Genomic DNA, 18,725 nt, shown 5'->3' on the forward strand with positions numbered 1-18,725 from the left:
CTATGTTATAATATGGAGATAGTGAAAAAAGACCCTTTTTTCCATAAGGAGAAAGATATGAAAGAGAATTTTAAAATAAGGGGGCAGCTGAGAACCTATTTGCAGTGGCCGCTTTATCTGAGCGCACTGTGGATCATCGCTAACGTGGTCGTGGGGGCAGCCAGCGCAAAGGCAGGCATTATCATGGCCTTGTTCACACTTTTGTATACTGGGATCGCAGTCTGGCTTTATGTTTACAGAAGGAAGCGTCTGCTTGGCGGTCTTGTGGAGTTTTCCGCAGAATATTCCTGGATGCAGAAGAATTTTCTTACCGATCTGGAACTCCCCTATGGGATCGCAGATGAGAGTGGGCGGGTCCTTTGGGGTAATGTAGCATTTTCAGAGGTTCTGGGTGAGGAAAAACCTCTTAAGGTAACAAGAAAGAACATAATGACCATTTTTCCAGAGATAACCAAAGAGGCTTTTCAACTGAAAGACGGGAAGAAGGAGCTTCATGCCACGCTAAATGACCGCAAGTATAAGATTCATTTAAAGGCAGTGACGATGGAAGACACATCACTGGGCCTAGGCAAGTCTGTGGATATAGACGACGCCGGTGAGACGCTTGTAGCGGTCTATCTTTTTGACGAGACGGAGATCCTTACTTACAAACAGATGGTAGATGACCAGAAGATGGTTGCAGGATTAATTTATCTGGATAATTATGAGGAGGCCTTAGAAAGTGTGGAAGAGGTGCGCCGTTCTCTTCTTACAGCTTTGATAGACCGTAAAATCACCAAGTATATCACCAATATGAATGGAATTGTCAAGAAGCTGGAAAAAGACAAGTATTTCCTAGCCATTAAACAGTCTTATATCGCGGAGCTGAAAGAAAACCGCTTTTCCATCTTAGAAGAAGTAAAAGGTGTGAATATTGGCAACGAGATGGCAGTAACTTTAAGTATCGGCCTTGGAATAAATGGAGATACCTATTACCGCAATTATGATTATGCAAGAATTGCCATTGATATGGCCCTTGGACGGGGCGGTGATCAGGCGGTGGTCAAGGACGGGGAGCGGATCCAGTTTTTTGGAGGCAAGGCACCTCAGGTAGAAAAGACCACACGCGTGAAAGCCAGAGTAAAAGCACATGCCCTAAGGGAGCTTATGGAGACGAAAGACCGGCTTTTAATTATGGGACATCGTCTCACAGACGTAGATTCCTTTGGCGCAGCGGTTGGTATATACCGTATTGCCACTGCCTTAAACAAAAAAGCCCACATTATTATTAATGAAGTAACAACCTCAGTTCGCCCGATGCAGGATCGGTTTATCGGTAATCCGGATTATCCGGATGATCTGTTTTTAACCGGAGCGAAGGCAGCGGAACTGGTAGATGCCAATACCATCTTAGTGGTGGTAGACGTCAATCGCCCAAGTATCACCGATGCACCTGAGCTGTTGCGCCTGGTTAAGACCATCGTGGTATTAGATCATCACAGGCAGAGCAGTGAGATCATAGAGAATGCCGTGTTATCCTATGTGGAGCCATACGCCTCCTCAGCCTGTGAGATGGTTGCAGAGGTGCTTCAATATATTGCAGACGGGATTAAGATTAAGTCCGCAGAGGCGGATGCTCTGTATGCGGGAATTGTAATTGATACCCATAATTTCACCAATCAAACCGGAGTCAGAACCTTTGAGGCAGCGGCCTTCTTAAAGAGAAACGGAGCCGATGTGGTCCGTGTGAGAAAGCTGTTTCGGGATAATCTTCAAGATTATAAGGCAAAGGCAGAGGCAGTTAGAGAGGCAGAGATTTTTGAAGGGTATTTTGCAATCAGTGTTTGCCCGTCAGAAGGAATCGGAAGCCCTACAGTCATAGGTGCCCAGGCGGCCAATGAGCTACTTGATATCGCCGGCATGAAAGCATCCATCGTTATGTCATATTACAACAACACGGTGTATCTAAGCGCCCGTTCCATCGACGAGGTGAATGTCCAGGTGATGATGGAACAGCTAGGCGGCGGAGGCCACCGGACCATTGCAGGCGCTCAGCTTACAGACGTGACCATTGAAGAAGCAAAAACCCGCTTAAAAGCGGTTATTAAAGAGATGTTAGAGAAGGGAGACATATCATAATGGATATTGTATTATTAGAAGACGTAAAGGCATTAGGGAAAAAGGGACAGATCGTTAAGGTGAATGATGGATATGCAAGAAATTTCATTCTCCCCAAAAAGCTTGGAATTGAAGCAACGACTAAGAATTTAAATGACTTAAAGCTTCAAAAAGCAAACGAGGCTAAGGTTTTGGCAGAACAGTTAGACGCTGCAAAAGAGCTTGCTGCAAAGATTGGAGAATTATCCATTACTCTTTCCATACGTGCAGGAGAAGGCGGAAGAGCCTTTGGTTCTGTATCAGGTAAGGAGATTTCCCAGGCCATTAAAAGTCAGCTTTCCATGGATATTGATAAAAAGAAACTGGTCCTTCCAGAGCCTCTTAAAACCTTTGGCTCCCATGAAGTTCCTATCAAGCTTCACAAAGAAGTAACTGCAAAATTAATTGTTAAGGTAGTAGAAAGCTAGGAGGCATAACTATGGATGACGCCCTGATTAAGCGGGTGCTCCCCCACAGCATAGAGGCAGAACAGTCTGTTATTGGTTCCATGTTAATGGACCGGGATGCGATCATATCGGCTTCCGAAATCGTTACAGCAGGAGATTTTTATCAGAACCAGTATGGCATCATGTTTGAAGCCATGCTGGAGCTTTTTAATGAGAATCTGCCAGTGGATCTGGTAACCCTTCAGAACCGATTAAAGGTAAAAGATGTGCCGCCTGAAGTATCCAGCCTTGAATTTGTTCGAGATATCTTAACCACAGTTCCCACCTCAGCCAATGTTAAGTCCTACGCCAATATCGTAAGAGACAAAGCAGTTTTAAGGCGTTTGATAAAGGTGAACGAAGAGATCGCCAATTCCTGTTACGCGGGAAAAGAGTCTCTTGAAACCATTATGGCACATACGGAAAAGACCATATTTAATCTCTTACAGAACCGAAATTCTGGAGAATTTGTTCCAATCCGTCAGGTAGCTATGAATGTATTAGAAAAGATTGAAGAAGCCTCCAAAAACCAGGGGACTGTTACTGGAATCCCCACTGGCTTCATTGACTTAGATTATAAGACGTCTGGCTTACAGCCCTCTGATTTCGTCTTAATCGCCGCCCGTCCTTCTATGGGTAAGACGGCATTCGTACTTAATCTAGTAGACTATGTAGCGGTTAATAAAGGTCTTCCTTGTATGGTATTTAGTCTGGAGATGTCAAAGGAGCAGTTGGTAAACCGTATGTTAGCTATGGAATCCAACGTAGACTCCCAGAAGCTTAGAACCGGAACTTTATCCGATACCGACTGGGATGCAGTCGTGGAGGGAATTGGAGTCATTGGTAACTCAAAGCTGATTATTGACGATACCCCTGGAATCACCATTATGGAGCTTCGCTCCAAGTGCCGTAAGATGAAGCTTGAACACGGTCTTAGTGTAGTCATCATCGATTACCTGCAGCTTATGAGTGGAAGCGGAAAAGGCGGAGAGAACAGACAGCAGGAAATCTCAGAGATCTCAAGGTCCTTAAAATCCCTTGCAAGAGAATTAAGTGCTCCTGTTATCGCATTATCCCAGCTTAGCCGTGCCTGCGAGACCAGACCAGACCACAGGCCCATGCTTTCTGACCTTCGTGAGTCTGGAGCCATCGAGCAGGATGCCGATGTTGTTATGTTCTTATATCGTGATGATTATTATAATAAAGATACAGATATGCCTAATATTGCTGAAGTCATAATTGCAAAGCAAAGAAACGGTCCCATTGGAACCGTGAATCTGGTCTGGAGACCAGAATACACCAAGTTTGCAAACATGGCTCGGTAATGATAAGAATAGTAAAAGGGATCTTCCTATATTTGGAGGGTCCCTTTTTCTAGTTTGCCCGCTATGGGCGAATAAACCAAAACCAGACGGAGTAATACTGAAACTGGTATGTATTTTACTGGTTTCCTGTCTGTATAATGCACCTAGTGCCAGTGGCCATGATGTTATAATGTTCCTGTCTGAAAGATCAGGTAGATGAACAAGCAGGAGGAACAATTATGTACACATTGGTAATTAACTGCGGAAGCTCTTCCCTTAAGTTCCAGTTAATCCACACGGAATCAGAGGAAGTGATGGCAATTGGACTTTGCGAACGGATTGGAATTGAAGGAAGCAAGGTCACTTACCAGAGAAAGGGCGAAGAAAAGAGTGTGACTGAAGCTTCTATGCCCACACACAAAGAAGCAGTTAAAATTATGCAGAAATTGCTCACCGATGAACAGTCGGGTATGATAAAGACGTTAAACGAAGTGAGAGCTGTGGGACACAGAGTGGCCCATGGAGGAGAGATTTTCACATCCTCCGCTCTCATCACGGAGGAGACATTAAAAGCCATTGAAGAGTGCTGTGCATTAGCTCCCCTTCATAATCCGGCCAGTCTAACCGGCATTCGTGCGTGCAAAGAATTGATGCCAGAGACCCCCATGGTAGCAGTATTTGATACGGCATTCCATCAGACCATGCCGGAGATGTCTTATCTCTATGGTATTCCATATGAATATTATGAAAAATACAAGGTTCGAAGATATGGTTTTCACGGAACCAGCCACAGCTATGTTTCCATGAGGGCGGCTAACTATTTGAACCGAAATTATGAGGGCATGAAGATTGTTGTATGTCATCTGGGGAACGGTTCCAGTATTTCAGCCGTACAAAATGGAAAATCTGTGGATACAAGCATGGGATTTACTCCTCTAGAAGGACTCTTAATGGGAACTAGAAGCGGAGACATTGATCCTGGTGCCATGCAGTTCCTCATGATGAAAGAAGACTTAACCATCGCTGAGATGCTTGACGTATTAAACAGAAAATCGGGTGTTCTTGGTGTGTCCGGAGTATCCAGTGATTTTCGTGATATTATGAAGGCCGCAGAAGAAGGAAATCACAGAGCACAGACAGCCCTGGATTCCTTTACATACCGGGTTGTAAAATATATTGGGGCTTATGCAGCAGCCATGGGCGGAATCGATGCCATTGTTTTCACCGCAGGCGTAGGAGAAAATGATGAAAGTATGAGAAAGAAAATCTGTAATCAGCTTGCATTTTTAGGAATTGCTGTGAATGAAGAGGCAAATTCAAAGAGAGGAAGCGAGCAGTTAATCTCTACCGCTGATTCAAAAGTTGCAGTCTTGGTGATTCCTACCAATGAAGAATTAGCGATTGCCAGAGAGACAATTTCTATTGTTCAGTAATCCATTTATCAATGGATACTAATAAATAAGCAAAAGGAGAAGGAAAAGAATGAGTATTTTTGCTTTCATTGGGGCGTTTGGCGGAGGAGTCATGGGGGCTTACTTAGGAGCACTTCCAGCATTTATCCTAACTGGAGTGCTTGCAATTGCAGGCGCGGCGGTGGCAATGGCAGGAGGAGCGGATGCAACCATAGGTTACGTTGCATTTGGTTCTTATCTGGGTCCTCATATTGCCTTTGCAGGAGGAGTTGCGGCTGCAGCTTACGCAGGAAAGAAGAAGCTTTTAAAAAGTGGAACAGATATTTTATCCCCTCTCTACGGAGTGTGTGATCCCATGACCCTGGTCGTTGGCGGAGTGTTTGGAGTACTTGGATTTGTCATTCATTATCTTGCCGGAAGTGTCCTTCGGTTAAATACGGATCTTCCGGGAATTACGGTTATTGTATCTGCCCTCATCGCACGTTTTGCATTTGGAAGTACTGGTCTGACTGGAACGGTGCAGCAAGGGGAAAAAAGAACCTACATAGCAGGAGGAAAAGAGCTTTACTGTCTGATATTGCTTGGTGCCGGTATTGGAACCGCCACTGGATTTGTGTATCAAACCATGGCAGCAGGAGGTGCATCGGAAGCAGCGATTGGAAACTTTCCCGTCCTTTGCTTTGGGATAGCAGCGTTTTCATTGATGTTTACCCAGACAGGTTTTGCTGTCCCCTCCTCTCATCACATCGCCCTGGTCTCCGCGTTAGCGGCAGTGCTTTCTGGTAATCCCCTAATGGGAGTGTTGTTTGGTATTTTGACCGCATTGTTTGGTGATTTTGTGAGTAGGACGTTTAACAGTCATTGTGATACCCATGTGGATCCTCCTGCATGTACCATTTTTATCTTCACCTTTCTTGTAAATATAATATTTGGAAATGGTTTTTTCCTGACCTAGTCCATAAAAAATAAGCATGACCCGCTTCGTAGCGGGTTCATGCTTATTTTTCGTTATGGGCAGCCACTTACAGCGTGTCTGGCTACGGCAATATCCTGCTCTGTTGTGCCTCCTGATACACCTAGTCCGCCAAGGAAGCGGCCGTTGTATGTTAAGGGGATGCCGCCGCCAAAGACGCAGAATTTCCCCGGGTGGGTCTGCTGGAGACCGTAAAGAGGCTGTCCCGGAAGAACGGTTTTGCCCGCTTCTTCGGTTGAGATGCGCAGCGCAGCCGCAGTATATGCTTTTGCGTGGGATACCGATATTCCGGCAAGGAGGGAATGATCCATGCGGTGCATGGCAACCATGTTTCCTCCGTCATCCACCACGGTAAAGACCATGGGAACATGAAGAGACCAAGCCATCTCTTCCCCTCTTTTGATGATACGTAAGGCCTCTTCTAAAGTCATGCGTTCACTTTTTAAAGCTTGAATTACAGCCGCTGCAATTTCTCCCGCCATTTGGGAATCACTCACAAGAATACCTCCTTATAGGGACTTTCATGGATTTAACACCATTATATAGGGGATGTCTTTTGCTTTCAATTACAGTACAATCCGAAAAAATGGATAATCCAATACAGATGGTGCAAAAAGCGGAGGTTTCAATAATACATGAAATCAGTCTGTAGATTACTGGAATCTCAGGTCTTATTTCTAGTAAGATGGAACATACGAGACAAAAGGTATCTAACACCTTAAACCTTGATCTGAGAGGGACTAAAAAAGCCTGGATAACCGGTCAAGAATAGAAGAAGTCTGGATTGTACAAATTTTATGTTTTAATAATATTTCATTGTTTTCGCCTGGATGGGATATGATGTGGACAGAGGAATTAGCAAAAAACTTGTTATGTAGAAGGAGGATATTTTATGCTTGCAAAAGGGTTTACAGAGCCAACGGAGCGTATACAAAAACTAAAAAGAGCTATTGTGGATGCAGTTCCATATGTTGAATCAGAACGAGCCGTTTTAGTAACGGAATCTTATAAAGAGACGGAAGGGCTGTCTCCGATTATGAGGAGAGCAAGGGCAGCGGAGAAGATATTTAGAAGTCTTCCGATCACCATTCATGACAATGAATTGATTGTAGGTGCAATTACAAAGAATCTTCGTTCCACCGAAATCTGCCCTGAATTTTCCTATGAATGGGTAGAGAAAGAATTTGATACCATGGCAACCAGAATTGCAGATCCATTCCGGATTCCAAAGGAGACTGCAGCGGAGTTAAAAGAAGCATTTAAGTACTGGGATGGAAAGACTACCAGTGCCTTAGCAGATTCTTATATGTCCCAGGAGACAAAGGACTGCATCAGCAATGGTGTATTTACCGTAGGAAACTATTTCTATGGTGGTGTAGGACACGTGTGCGTGGATTACGGCAAAGTATTAAAAATCGGCTTTACCGGTATTATCCGTCAAGTAATGGAAGCGATGGCAAAGCTTGATACCAGTGATCCTGATTATATTAAGAAGAAAAATTTCTATGAAGCTCTCATCATTACATATAGTGCAGCCATTCAGTTTGCACATCGTTATGCAGAAAAAGCAAGAGAGATGGCAGCGGTTTGTCTGGATGCAACAAGAAAAGCAGAACTGCTTCAGATTGCAGCAAACTGTGACAAGGTTCCGGAACAAGGGGCGACTAACTTCTATGAGGCATGTCAATCCTTCTGGTTTGTACAGATCCTCCTTCAGATTGAAGCCAATGGGCACTCCATCTCACCAGGACGTTTTGACCAGTACATGAATCCCTATCTTGCTATCGATAAAGGCATTTCTCATGAGTTTGCCCAGGAATTGGTAGACTGTGTATGGGTTAAGTTAAATGATATCAATAAGACCAGAGATGAAGTCTCTGCTCAGGCATTTGCTGGATATGCAGTATTTCAGAACTTAATTGTAGGTGGTCAGACAGAAGACGGACTGGATGCAACAAATGAAATGTCTTATATGTGTATGGAGGCAGTTGCACATGTAAAACTTCCTGCACCATCATTCTCCATTCGTGTTCATCAAAACACTCCCGACGAATTCCTTTATCGAGCTTGTGAGTTAACCCGTTTAGGTTTTGGTGTTCCTGCCATGTATAACGACGAAGTAATTATTCCAGCTCTTTGCAACAGGGGTGTATCGTTAGCAGACGCAAGAAATTATTGTATCATCGGTTGTGTGGAGCCACAGTGTCCTCATAAAACAGAAGGCTGGCATGATGCAGCATTCTTTAATATTGCAAAGGTCCTTGAAATCACTCTTAATAACGGAAAGGCCGGGGATAAGCAGTTAGGTCCTATAACAGGAGATATTACTTCCTTTACCAATTTAGAGCAGCTTTTAGAGGCTTACAAAAAGCAGATGGAGTATTTTGTTTACCATCTTGCTGAGGCAGATAACTGTGTGGATTATGCCCATGCAGAACGTGCACCGCTTCCATTCCTATCTGCTTTGGTTGATGACTGTATCGGTCGTGGTAAGAGTGTTCAGGAAGGTGGGGCATTCTATAACTTCACTGGACCTCAGGCGTTTGGTGTTGCTGATGCAGGAGATTCCCTTTGCGCAATCAAGAAGCACGTTTTTGAAAACAAAGAGATTACCATGGAGCAGTTAAAAGAAGCTCTTGATCATAACTTTGGTGACTGCTGTGACAAGACTTGTTCTGCAACGGAATCAACGGATGAAGATAGAATTTATGAAGCAGTGAAGAGAATTTTAAGCAATAACGGTTCCATCAATCTTGCTGATTTGCAGGCACAGTTAAGCAAGCCTCAAAAAGAAGTTTCAGGCAACAAGGAAGACTATGCACAAGTTAAGAGAATTCTTGAGAATACACCATGGTTTGGTAATGATGAAGACGAAGTGGATATGATTGCAAGACGCTGTGGACAGATTTATTCCTATGAGGTAGAGAAATACAAAAACCCAAGAGGAGGTCAGTTCCAGGCAGGATGTTATCCCGTATCTGCCAACGTATTATTTGGTAAGGATGTAGGTGCTCTTCCAGACGGAAGACTGGCTAAGACACCTCTTGCAGATGGCGTATCCCCAAGACAAGGAAAAGATACCAATGGTCCGACTGCGGCTGCCATGTCGGTTTCTAAACTGGATCATGCAAACTACTCAAACGGAACCTTATATAACCAGAAATTCCTTCCAGCAGCACTTGCGGGAGATGATGGTCTGAAGCATTTTGCTTCCATTGTACGTTCTTACTTTGATCACAAGGGCATGCATGTGCAGTTTAACGTAATTGACCGTGATACCCTTCTTGCGGCTCAGAAAGATCCGGATCAGTATAAGGATCTTGTAGTCCGAGTCGCTGGATACAGTGCACAGTTTACCGTGCTTGCAAAAGAAGTGCAGGATGACATTATAAGCCGTACCGAGCAGACGTTGTAAATGGTTCCTGCATAGAAAAAGAAGGGAGTCGGCATGCAGTCAATTAATTATAATCTGACGGGAACCGTATTTGATATCCAGCGGTTTTCCCTGCACGATGGTCCGGGAATCCGTACAATCGTATTTCTAAAGGGTTGTCCTCTCTCCTGCCAGTGGTGTAGTAATCCGGAATCCCAGAGTATAAAACCAGTCATGATGTATAAAAGAGATGAGTGTATTCATTGCGGACGCTGTATCAATGTGTGCAAAGTGGGAGCCATCAGCCCGGAAAATGAAAACTGGATAGACAGAGAAACGTGCACCAGTTGCGGAGAGTGCGCCAATGCATGTCCGGCAGGAGCCCTTGTTTCAAAAGGAAAGACCATGTCCGTTCAGCAGGTGATACGGGAATTAAAAAAAGATGCCACTACTTACCGCCGTTCCGGAGGGGGAATCACCCTCTCTGGCGGTGAGCCACTGGTGCAATATGAGTTTGCATCAGAGATATTAAAAGCCAGTAAGGGGCAGGGCTGGAACACTGCCATGGAAACCACCGGAATCGGAACCGTGGAAGCGGTGGAACAGGTTATCCCATATGTAGATACGGTTCTTCTGGATATCAAGCATATGGACCCGGAACAGCATAAGCGGTTTACGGGGGCAGGCAATGAAGTAGTATTAAAAAATGCGCCCCGTATTACCAAGATATCAGATACGGTGATTCGGGTTCCTGTGATTCCAGGTTTTAATGATTCCCCAGAGGCAATTCGTGAAATAGTAGCATTTGCAAAAACCCTGACAGGGATTAAAACCATACACCTTCTTCCCTATCATTCATTTGGAGAGAACAAATATGAACTGTTAGGGAAGGATTACGAACTGAAACATGTAAAGCCATTGAATCCGGAAGATCTTACAGAGTGCAAGGCAATTGTGGAAGAATATGGTTTTCGGTGTGTAATTGGTGGATAAATTCGAATTGAGAATGGAGGAAAAGAATGGATCAGCAGTTAATTGAAAAAGTAATGAAACAAGTATCTGATGAGCTTGGAATCAAGAAAGAAACAACACGTCCGGCAGCAAACGGAATTGGGATGACTGAATTTGTAGGAACTGCCATTGGCGATACCATAGGACTTGTAATTGCCAGTGTTGACCCAATGCTTGCCGATGTTATGAAATTAGGTAAGTACCGTTCGGTTGGTATTATTGGAGGCAGAGTCGGAGCCGGCCCCCAGATCTGGGCTGTAGATGAAGCAGTAAAGGCAACCAATACAGAGATTATTTCTGTAGAGCTTCCAAGAGATACCAAAGGCGGAGCCGGACACGGAAGTTTAATCTATATCGGTGCAGAAGATGTATCCGATGCCAAAAGGGCAGTGGAAATCGCACTTCAGGTACTGCCAAAATACTTTGGAGATGTTTACTCCAATGATGCAGGTCATCTGGAATTCCAGTATACGGCAAGAGCCAGCTATTGTCTGGAAAAGGCACTTGGAGCACCAGTAGGCAAAGCCTTTGGAATGACCTGTGCAGGTCCCGCAGCCATTGGTACTGTTTTGGCAGATATTGCAGTAAAAGCAGCCAATGTTGAAGTGGTAGGTTATAGTTCCCCAGCATCAGGAACCAGCTTTTCCAACGAGGTAATCCTCACCTTTACCGGAGATTCCGGAGCAGTAAGGCAGGCCGTGCAAGCTGCAATTGAAGCAGGCAAGAAAATGCTTGGAGCTTTGGGAGATGAACCAAAAACCTCTGAGACACCTTACATTTAACTAGGGTGTGTCTGGAAAGAAGCAGTTTTCAGACACGCCCTAAGAAACCAGGAAAGAAAACATTCAAGAATAATAAGGAGGCTTAACAATGAGCGCAGATGCATTAGGTATGGTTGAGACAAAAGGCTTAATAGGAGCAATTGAAGCAGCAGATGCAATGGTAAAATCAGCAAACGTAACATTAGTTGGATATGAGAAAATCGGTTCAGGACTTGTAACTGTTATGGTAAGAGGAGATGTTGGTGCAGTAAAAGCTGCAACAGATGCAGGTGCTTCCGCAGCAGCATCCGTAGGCGAACTTGTTTCTACTCATGTAATTCCACGTCCTCATTCCGATGTTGAAAAAGTTCTTCCAACTCTTCAGTAAATATGGTTGTGGGGCGACTAAAGTCCCGTTGCCAGAAATGAGGTGGACGAATTGACAATCAGTGAAGAGCAGCTAAAGCAGCTGGTGCTAAAAATCTTAAAGAGACTGGAAGAAGAGGGAAAAAGAGAAAAGAAACTCTTGTATATGGTCTGTACCTCAGCCTGGGATGAAAGATATTATGGGTTTTTAGAAGAAATACAGAAAACAGGTGAATACCGTGTCTGCCCTGTCATTCCCGATGAATGGCAGGTGGAGGGACGGGAAGCCTGTTTTAGAAGTTTTTCTTCCTGTGAAGGAATGCGGTATTATTCCCAGGGGATTCCGGAAGATTTAGAAGATGCAGTAACGGTTTTTCCGGTGATTGCCACAGAGGTGGCGGTAAAGACCGCTCTGTGCATTCACGATACATTTGAGACTACCTGGTTGGCAGCCTGTTTTCGGGCAGGAAGCCGGATCCTTTTTTTACAGTCTGGGCTTGCTCCTTTTTCCGGAAAAGAACAACCAGCCTATCAGGAACAGATTTTATCTTATTACAGAAAGCTTTTGGAATATGGAATAGAAATCGGTTCCTACAAAAGTCTTTCCCATTCAGATTCCGTTAAGAGCGTTATTGCAAAGGAAAAGCCCAGTGCTTGTGTAGCCCGTGGGAAAAGGCTGATAACGGCGTCCAATGTAGAAGAACATACATCAGATGGAGTACTTCTTTTAAAAGAAGGGGATATCATTACAGATTTAGCAAAAGACAGGGCAAGGTTATTAAACATTGTCTTACAGTAAACATAAGTTGTGAGGTGATTTCATGAAACAGGCATTAGGATTGGTTGAAGTCCAGGGATTGTCAACGGCAGTGCTGGTAGCAGATGCCATGGTCAAAGCAGCCAATGTTACAATTCTGGAGATTGAAAACTCCAAAGGTCAAGGCTATATGACCGTTAAGGTTGTCGGAGATGTGGGAGCAGTCAATGCGGCTGTAAGCGTAGGAAAGCAGACAGGATTGGAAAACCAGAAGCTGGTGTCCTTTAAAGTCATTGCCCGGCCTGCAGATTCTGTGGATCAGATTTTCGGAGCTGCTAAAAACACAAAAACAGATGCGCCCATCCAGCCGTCCCATTCTGCTAAGGTGCAAATGCAGGCAGAAAAAGAAGATGCGACTGCAGGAGAGACATCCGTAAAAGAAGTCATAAAAGAAACGGCAAAACCAGAAGTAGAAGAAAAATCAGAAGTTAAATCAGAAGTTAAATTAGAAAATAAATTAGAAGTTGAATTAGAAGTTAAACCAGAAGTTGAACCAGCCGTTAAACCAGCCGTTAAACCAGAAATTAAACCAGAAACTAAACCAGAAGTTCAACTAGCAGTTAAACCAGAAGTTCAACTAGAAGAAAAATTAGAAGAAAAAACAGCATTAGTGGAACAGGCAGCAGAAGAAAAAACAGCACAGGAACCACAGGCTGAATTACAGACTGAACCACAGGCGGGAACAGAGAAGGTTTCTTCTGTAAACCAGTCCGGAGCCAAAAAAACGGCGGAACATAAAACCAAAAATTAATCTCAGGATTTAGGCGGTACACAGAGTTCGTGGAGAATTTTTGTGTCCGGGAAAGGAAAGGGAACGTAAGTGAGACTGGCAAAGATTACAGGTACTGTTGTAGCGACCAGGAAAGATGAGACCTTAACGGGCTACAAACTGATGATCGTTCGCAGGATTGATTCCCAAGGTAATTTCATAGATTCTGAAGAAGTGGCAGTAGATTATGTAGGGGCAGGAGTCGGCGAAATCGTTTTAATTGGCCAGGGTTCTTCTGTCCGCGTAGATAAGAAGAAGCGTGAAGCTGTGATTGACATGGCGATTATTGGAATCGTTGATACCGTCGTAGGTTAAAAGGTTCTCCTTATCAGCTTTAAAGGAAAGGAGGTAAGAATTCATATGATTAGCAGTATTTACTCCAGTGTAACGGATGCGGTATCAGCAGCAAAGACTGCATCAATAAAATATGCAGAGTTGACTTTAAATCAGCGGCGTGAAGTTGTTGAAGCAGTAAGAGCGGCACTTCGCCCCATGGCAGGAGAACTGGCGGCACTGACTGTGGCAGAGACATGTATGGGAAATGAAGCAGATAAGACGGAGAAAATTCGTCTTGCCATAGAAAAAACTCCAGGTGTGGAGGATCTTATTTCAGAAATCAACACAGGTGATCACGGCATGACTCTTTATGAGCTTGCTCCTGTTGGCGTTGTGTGTGCGGTTTTGCCCTCCACCAGCCCTTGTGCGACCCTCATTAATAATACCATTGGTATGCTTGCAGCAGGAAACAGCGTGGTACATTGCCCTCATCCCAGAGCACTGCGGGTATCCCAACTGGTGACGGTGGTGATTAGCAATGCCGTATTAAGCGTCTGTAATATTCCGGATCTTGTAGTAACGCTCCATGAAAGCCTTATGGGATATACGAAAGAGATTATGAGTCACCCGGATGTAGATCTAGTGGTGTGTACCGGATGTGCGGACTCTTTGAATCAGGCAATGGCTTCCGGTAAGCGGGTGATTGCGGCAGGACCGGCAAACCCGGTTGCGATTGTAGATGAGACGGCTAATATCAGGCAGGCAGCTTATGACATAGTCCGTGGTGCTGCCTTTGATCACAATTTAATGTGTACTTCCGAAAAGTGTATGATTGTGACAGAGCAGGCAGCCGACGCTTTTATTTATCAGCTTTTAAAGAATGGGGTCTATTATGTAAAGAACGAGGAAGAGATTCAAAAGCTTCTTAAAGTTGCTGTTACAGAAGATCTGATGGTGAATAAAAAGCTGGAAGGAAAAAGTGCTGATAGGATACTTGCCAGCGCAGGTATCTCCTGTTCTTCTCCTGTAAAGCTGATTGTGGTAGAAACGGATAAGACCCATCCCTTTGTGACTCTTGAACTTTTAATGCCCTTGGTTCCTCTGATTAAGGTTTCTGATTTTGATGAAGCATTAGAAACGGCTCTTGAAGTGGAGCAGGGCTTGAAGCACACAGCCACCATTCATTCTCAGTGTATTTCACATTTAAGCCGCGCAGCAAAAAAGATGCAGACCTCTGTATTTGTAAAAAACGGCCCGTCTTTACTGGGAGTTGGATTTGATCTGGAAGGGCACGCCAGTTTTACGGTTGCAACGACTACCGGAGAGGGAACTGCCACTGCAAGGCATTTCACCCGGAGGAGAAGGTGTACACTGACCGACGGCTTCGCCCTCCGTTAATCATTGAGAAAGCAGGTTGAAGGAATGTTTGAAAGGTGCGAGGAAAGAACCTATTTCGTGACCTCCGAATCCGTTACAAAGGGGCATCCGGATAAAGTCTGTGACCAGATTGCAGATGGGATTTTAGATGCTTATTTAAAGGAAGACCCTGCATCCAGAGTGGCAGTAGAGGTTATGGCTTCTACGAACACCTTGATGCTGGCAGGAGAAGTCACCTCAACGGCCCGGATTGATGTGGTAGAAATAGCCAGAGAGGTTATCAGAGACATTGGATATGTGGAACTTGGAAAAGGGTTTGATGCAGATACCTGCATGATATTTACCAATATACATAATCAGTCTCCAGACATTTCCCTTGGTGTCACCAAAGGCAAAGACGGGGAGAAGGAAGTACTTGGCGGCGGAGACCAGGGTGTTATGTACGGCTATGCTGTCAATGAGACAGAGAGCCTGATGCCTCTGCCCTGTTATCTGGCAAATCGTCTGGCAGAGCGGCTTGATTCTGTTAGAAAGACCCAGGGAGCCTCTTTTTTATATCCGGATGGAAAGACCCAGGTTACGGTGCGTTACAACCAGGCAGGCGAACCTGTGGGAATTCACAGCATTGTTGTATCTGCCCAGCACAGCGAAGCAGTTAGCCGGGAAGTACTGAATGCATTCATTCGCTGTATGGTTATAGAGCCGGTGATAGATTCTTGCTTTATAACGCCTGAGACAAGAATTCATATCAATCCTACGGGACGGTTTGTCATTGGAGGTCCGGCAGGGGATACGGGAGTCACCGGAAGAAAGATTATGGTGGATACCTATGGTACCATTGGAAAGCATGGTGGAGGTGCTTTTTCCGGCAAAGACCCTACGAAAGTGGACCGCTCGGCTGCCTATATGGCACGCTATGTGGCAAAGAACATTGTAGCCTCAGGTCTGGCAAATCGATGTGAAGTAGCGCTTGCATATGTCATCGGAGGAATCGAACCGGAGGCAATTACGGTCAATACCTTTGGAACCGGAACCATTTCAGACCATCAGATGGAAGTACTTGTAAAAAATGTGTTCTCTTTTGGCGTTTCCGATTGTATTTCCAAATTAAAACTACTAAGGCCCCAATACCAAAAGACAGCCGCTTATGGGCATTTTGGAAGAACAAATCAAGGGTTTTGCTGGGAAGAAACAGATAAGGCATGGATATTAAGACAGTTGGCTTTTTAATAAAAGGTTCCTATAACAAATAAACCAGGAGGTAAAACAAATGTCAAATGAAGCATTAGGAATGGTGGAAACAAAAGGTTTGGTAGGCGCAATTGAAGCAGCAGACGCAATGACAAAAGCAGCAAATGTTACAATGATAGGTTACGAGAAGATTGGTTCTGGTCTTGTAACTATTATGGTTCGCGGAGACGTAGGCGCTGTAAAAGCATCCGTCGACGCAGGTGCAGCTGCAGCAGCAAATGTAGGGGAAGTGGTATCCCACCATGTGATCCCAAGACCTCATGCAGATGTAGAGAAGATTTTACCTAAATTATAATAAGCCGTAAAAACAGTTCAAAAGGAAAAGGGAAGCATGGATAAAGAAGAATTAATCAAGCTTGTTACCAAGCGGGTAATCGAGAAAATGAAAGATTATGATACACATAAAGTTCCCATTGGGGTATCGAACCGGCATGTCCATGTATCCAGACAGGATTTAGACATACTTTACGGAAAAGAATATGAACTGACCAGGAAAGGCGATTTAAAACAGCCGGGACAGTTTGCAAGCAATGAGACAGTAACAATACGAGGCCCTAAGGGAGAATTTGAACGGGTACGGATTCTTGGACCAGTGAGAAAACAAAGTCAGGTTGAGGTATCAAAGACCGACAGTTTCCGTCTTGGAATCCGTCCTCTCATAAAGGAATCCGGAGACTTGAAAGAAACTCCGGGACTTGATTTAATCGGTCCCAAAGGTATTGTTTCTCTTTCTAATGGTGCGATTGTTGCTTTACGCCATATCCATATGACACCTGCTCAGGCAGATGATTTTGGTCTGAAGGACAAAGATATGGTAGAAGTAGAGACATTTGGCGAAAGGCGTGGTGTATTAGGAGAGGTTCTGGTTCGTGTATCGGATCAGTTTGCCTTGGAAATGCACGTAGACGTGGATGAAGCCAATGCCTTTTCCTTAAGCAACGGGGATCATGTAATCATCAGAAAAGAGCGATAAGGATTTCTAAAACAGACTCACAATAAGGGAAAGAAGGTAGAGACGCTTGGATATGGATTTAAAAGCAATTGAACAAATGGTAGAACAGGTTTTACGTGAGATTCAGTCAGAACAGATTGTGAATGTAACAGAGCAAAGGAAAGAAGGTTACGGTCTTTTCTCAACAATAGATGAAGCAATAGAAGCGTCTGAAAAGGCACAGAAAAAACTTCTTTATACCGGCATGGCTGACCGTCAGAAATATGTGGACGTAATCCGAAAAACGGTCTTAAACAAAGAAAACTTAGAACTGATTTCAAAACTGGCAGTGGAAGAGACAGAGATTGGTTGTTATGAGCATAAGCTTATTAAAAACCGTCTGGCAGCGGAAAAGACTCCTGGAACAGAAGATCTGATTTCCGAGGCAGTCACAGGGGATAACGGTCTTACTCTGATTGAGTATTGTCCTTTTGGAGTCATTGGAGCCATCACTCCAACCACCAATCCAACGGAGACCATTATCAATAACTCCATTTCCATGATTGCTGGTGGAAACACAGTTCTTTTCAGTCCTCATCCAAGAGCAAAAAAGGTCTCCAGACTTCTTGTTAAGATGTTAAACAAAGCTTTAATAGAAGCTGGTGCTCCTTCTAACCTGATTGCTATGGTAGAAGAGCCATCTTTAGAGAACACGGAAAAAATGATAAGCAATCCCAAAGTTCGCCTTTTAGTTGCTACCGGTGGTCCTTCTATCGTAAAGAAAGTTCTCTCCTCTGGAAAGAAAGCCATCGGAGCAGGCGCAGGGAATCCTCCTGTGGTTGTTGATGAAACCGCAGATATTAAAAAAGCAGCAAAAGATATTGTTGATGGCTGCAGCTTTGACAATAACGTTCCTTGTATTGCAGAGAAAGAAGTATTTGCAGTAGACTCCATCTGTGATCACCTCATCCAGTATATGAAGGATAATGGTGCTTATCTGATGACAGGTAAACAGCAGATCGAGGAATTAAAAGCTCTTGTAACGACAGAAAAAGGTGGTCCAAAGACTTCTTTCGTTGGAAAGAGCGCAGTCTATATCATGGATAAGTTTGGTGTGAAGGTACCAGATTCCGTTCGTGTGATTATCATGGAAGTACCAAAGGATGATTTGTTTGTCCAGGAAGAAATGATGATGCCCATTCTTCCAATTGTACGTGTTTCTGACGTAGATACTGCAATTGAATATGCTTATGAAGCAGAGCAGGGAAACCGCCATACAGCAATCATGCACTCTCAGAACGTAGAGAAATTAAGCAAGATGGCAAAGGTATTAGAAACAACAATCTTTGTAAAGAATGCCCCATCGTTTGCAGGAATCGGTGCAGGCGGAGAAGGCCATACCACATTCACCATTGCAGGACCTACCGGAGAAGGCCTTACCTCAGCGAGATCTTTCTGCAGAAAACGGAAATGCGTTCTCGCCGATGCATTCAGCATAAGGTAAAGCGGTTTGGCTTATATC

18 protein-coding genes are annotated in these 18,725 nt (G+C 44.2%); 17 read left to right on the forward strand and 1 reads right to left on the reverse strand.

Annotated elements, in window-relative coordinates:
- The first annotated feature begins 57 nt into the window (after positions 1-57).
- From BET01_RS04035 to BET01_RS04055, 5 genes are all read left to right on the forward strand, one after another.
- Positions 58-2,118, forward strand: a complete 2,061-nt coding sequence (locus BET01_RS04035) for a DHH family phosphoesterase (protein ID WP_120195534.1) — start codon at positions 58-60, stop codon at positions 2,116-2,118.
- Complete coding sequence (rplI, locus tag BET01_RS04040; RefSeq protein ID WP_120195481.1) at positions 2,118-2,564, forward strand: 50S ribosomal protein L9; 447 nt, start codon at positions 2,118-2,120, stop codon at positions 2,562-2,564. Before BET01_RS04035 ends, rplI begins: the two co-directional genes overlap by 1 nt.
- Positions 2,565-2,575: 11 nt before the next feature.
- Positions 2,576-3,907, forward strand: coding sequence for a replicative DNA helicase (dnaB, locus tag BET01_RS04045; protein ID WP_120195482.1), 1,332 nt, complete (start codon positions 2,576-2,578; stop codon positions 3,905-3,907).
- Between the two features lie 218 nt (positions 3,908-4,125).
- Positions 4,126-5,319 (forward strand): acetate/propionate family kinase, encoded by a 1,194-nt coding sequence (locus BET01_RS04050; protein ID WP_120195483.1) that lies wholly within the window; start codon positions 4,126-4,128, stop codon positions 5,317-5,319.
- A 49-nt stretch (positions 5,320-5,368) separates the two neighbouring features.
- Positions 5,369-6,253 carry a hypothetical protein gene (locus BET01_RS04055; protein ID WP_120195484.1) on the forward strand — a complete coding sequence of 295 codons (885 nt, stop codon included), beginning with the start codon at positions 5,369-5,371 and terminating at the stop codon, positions 6,251-6,253.
- A 53-nt stretch (positions 6,254-6,306) separates the two neighbouring features.
- On the opposite strand, the gene BET01_RS04060 is transcribed toward BET01_RS04055, so the two are convergent.
- A complete protein-coding gene (locus BET01_RS04060; RefSeq protein ID WP_120195485.1) occupies positions 6,307-6,768 on the reverse strand; it encodes a GlcG/HbpS family heme-binding protein in 462 nt (153 codons plus the stop codon).
- Positions 6,769-7,163: 395 nt separating this feature from the next.
- On the opposite strand from BET01_RS04060, the gene BET01_RS04065 reads away from it, so the two are divergent.
- From BET01_RS04065 to BET01_RS04120, 12 genes are all read left to right on the forward strand, one after another.
- Entirely contained in the window at positions 7,164-9,686 is a 2,523-nt protein-coding gene (locus BET01_RS04065; RefSeq protein WP_120195486.1) for a glycyl radical protein, read from the forward strand.
- Between the two features lie 33 nt (positions 9,687-9,719).
- Positions 9,720-10,637 (forward strand): glycyl-radical enzyme activating protein, encoded by a 918-nt coding sequence (locus BET01_RS04070; protein WP_120195487.1) that lies wholly within the window; start codon positions 9,720-9,722, stop codon positions 10,635-10,637.
- 26 nt (positions 10,638-10,663) lie between these two features.
- Entirely contained in the window at positions 10,664-11,437 is a 774-nt protein-coding gene (gene pduB / locus BET01_RS04075) for a propanediol utilization microcompartment protein PduB (protein ID WP_120195488.1), read from the forward strand.
- Between the two features lie 88 nt (positions 11,438-11,525).
- Positions 11,526-11,804, forward strand: coding sequence for a propanediol utilization microcompartment protein PduA (gene pduA / locus BET01_RS04080; RefSeq protein WP_120195489.1), 279 nt, complete (start codon positions 11,526-11,528; stop codon positions 11,802-11,804).
- Positions 11,805-11,855: 51 nt separating this feature from the next.
- The gene (locus tag BET01_RS04085; RefSeq protein ID WP_120195490.1) at positions 11,856-12,581 is read left to right on the forward strand and encodes a hypothetical protein; all 726 of its coding nucleotides are present in this window, start codon (positions 11,856-11,858) and stop codon (positions 12,579-12,581) included.
- Positions 12,582-12,603: 22 nt separating this feature from the next.
- The gene (locus BET01_RS21805) at positions 12,604-13,350 is read left to right on the forward strand and encodes a BMC domain-containing protein (protein ID WP_207667559.1); all 747 of its coding nucleotides are present in this window, start codon (positions 12,604-12,606) and stop codon (positions 13,348-13,350) included.
- 69 nt (positions 13,351-13,419) lie between these two features.
- Positions 13,420-13,683 (forward strand): EutN/CcmL family microcompartment protein, encoded by a 264-nt coding sequence (locus BET01_RS04095; protein WP_024837724.1) that lies wholly within the window; start codon positions 13,420-13,422, stop codon positions 13,681-13,683.
- A 45-nt stretch (positions 13,684-13,728) separates the two neighbouring features.
- On the forward strand, positions 13,729-15,042 hold the full coding sequence (locus tag BET01_RS04100; protein ID WP_120195491.1) for an aldehyde dehydrogenase: 1,314 nt from the start codon (positions 13,729-13,731) through the stop codon (positions 15,040-15,042).
- Between the two features lie 24 nt (positions 15,043-15,066).
- Positions 15,067-16,251, forward strand: coding sequence for a methionine adenosyltransferase (metK, locus tag BET01_RS04105; RefSeq protein ID WP_120195492.1), 1,185 nt, complete (start codon positions 15,067-15,069; stop codon positions 16,249-16,251).
- 40 nt (positions 16,252-16,291) lie between these two features.
- Positions 16,292-16,567, forward strand: coding sequence for a propanediol utilization microcompartment protein PduA (pduA, locus tag BET01_RS04110; RefSeq protein ID WP_120195493.1), 276 nt, complete (start codon positions 16,292-16,294; stop codon positions 16,565-16,567).
- 36 nt (positions 16,568-16,603) lie between these two features.
- Positions 16,604-17,245 (forward strand): phosphate propanoyltransferase, encoded by a 642-nt coding sequence (locus BET01_RS04115; protein WP_120195494.1) that lies wholly within the window; start codon positions 16,604-16,606, stop codon positions 17,243-17,245.
- 46 nt (positions 17,246-17,291) lie between these two features.
- Positions 17,292-18,707, forward strand: coding sequence for an aldehyde dehydrogenase family protein (locus BET01_RS04120; protein WP_207667560.1), 1,416 nt, complete (start codon positions 17,292-17,294; stop codon positions 18,705-18,707).
- Positions 18,708-18,725: the final 18 nt, after the last annotated feature.

Source organism: Lacrimispora algidixylanolytica, assembly GCF_003609635.1.
In the GTDB taxonomy this organism is placed as follows: Bacteria; Bacillota; Clostridia; order Lachnospirales; family Lachnospiraceae; genus Lacrimispora; species Lacrimispora algidixylanolytica.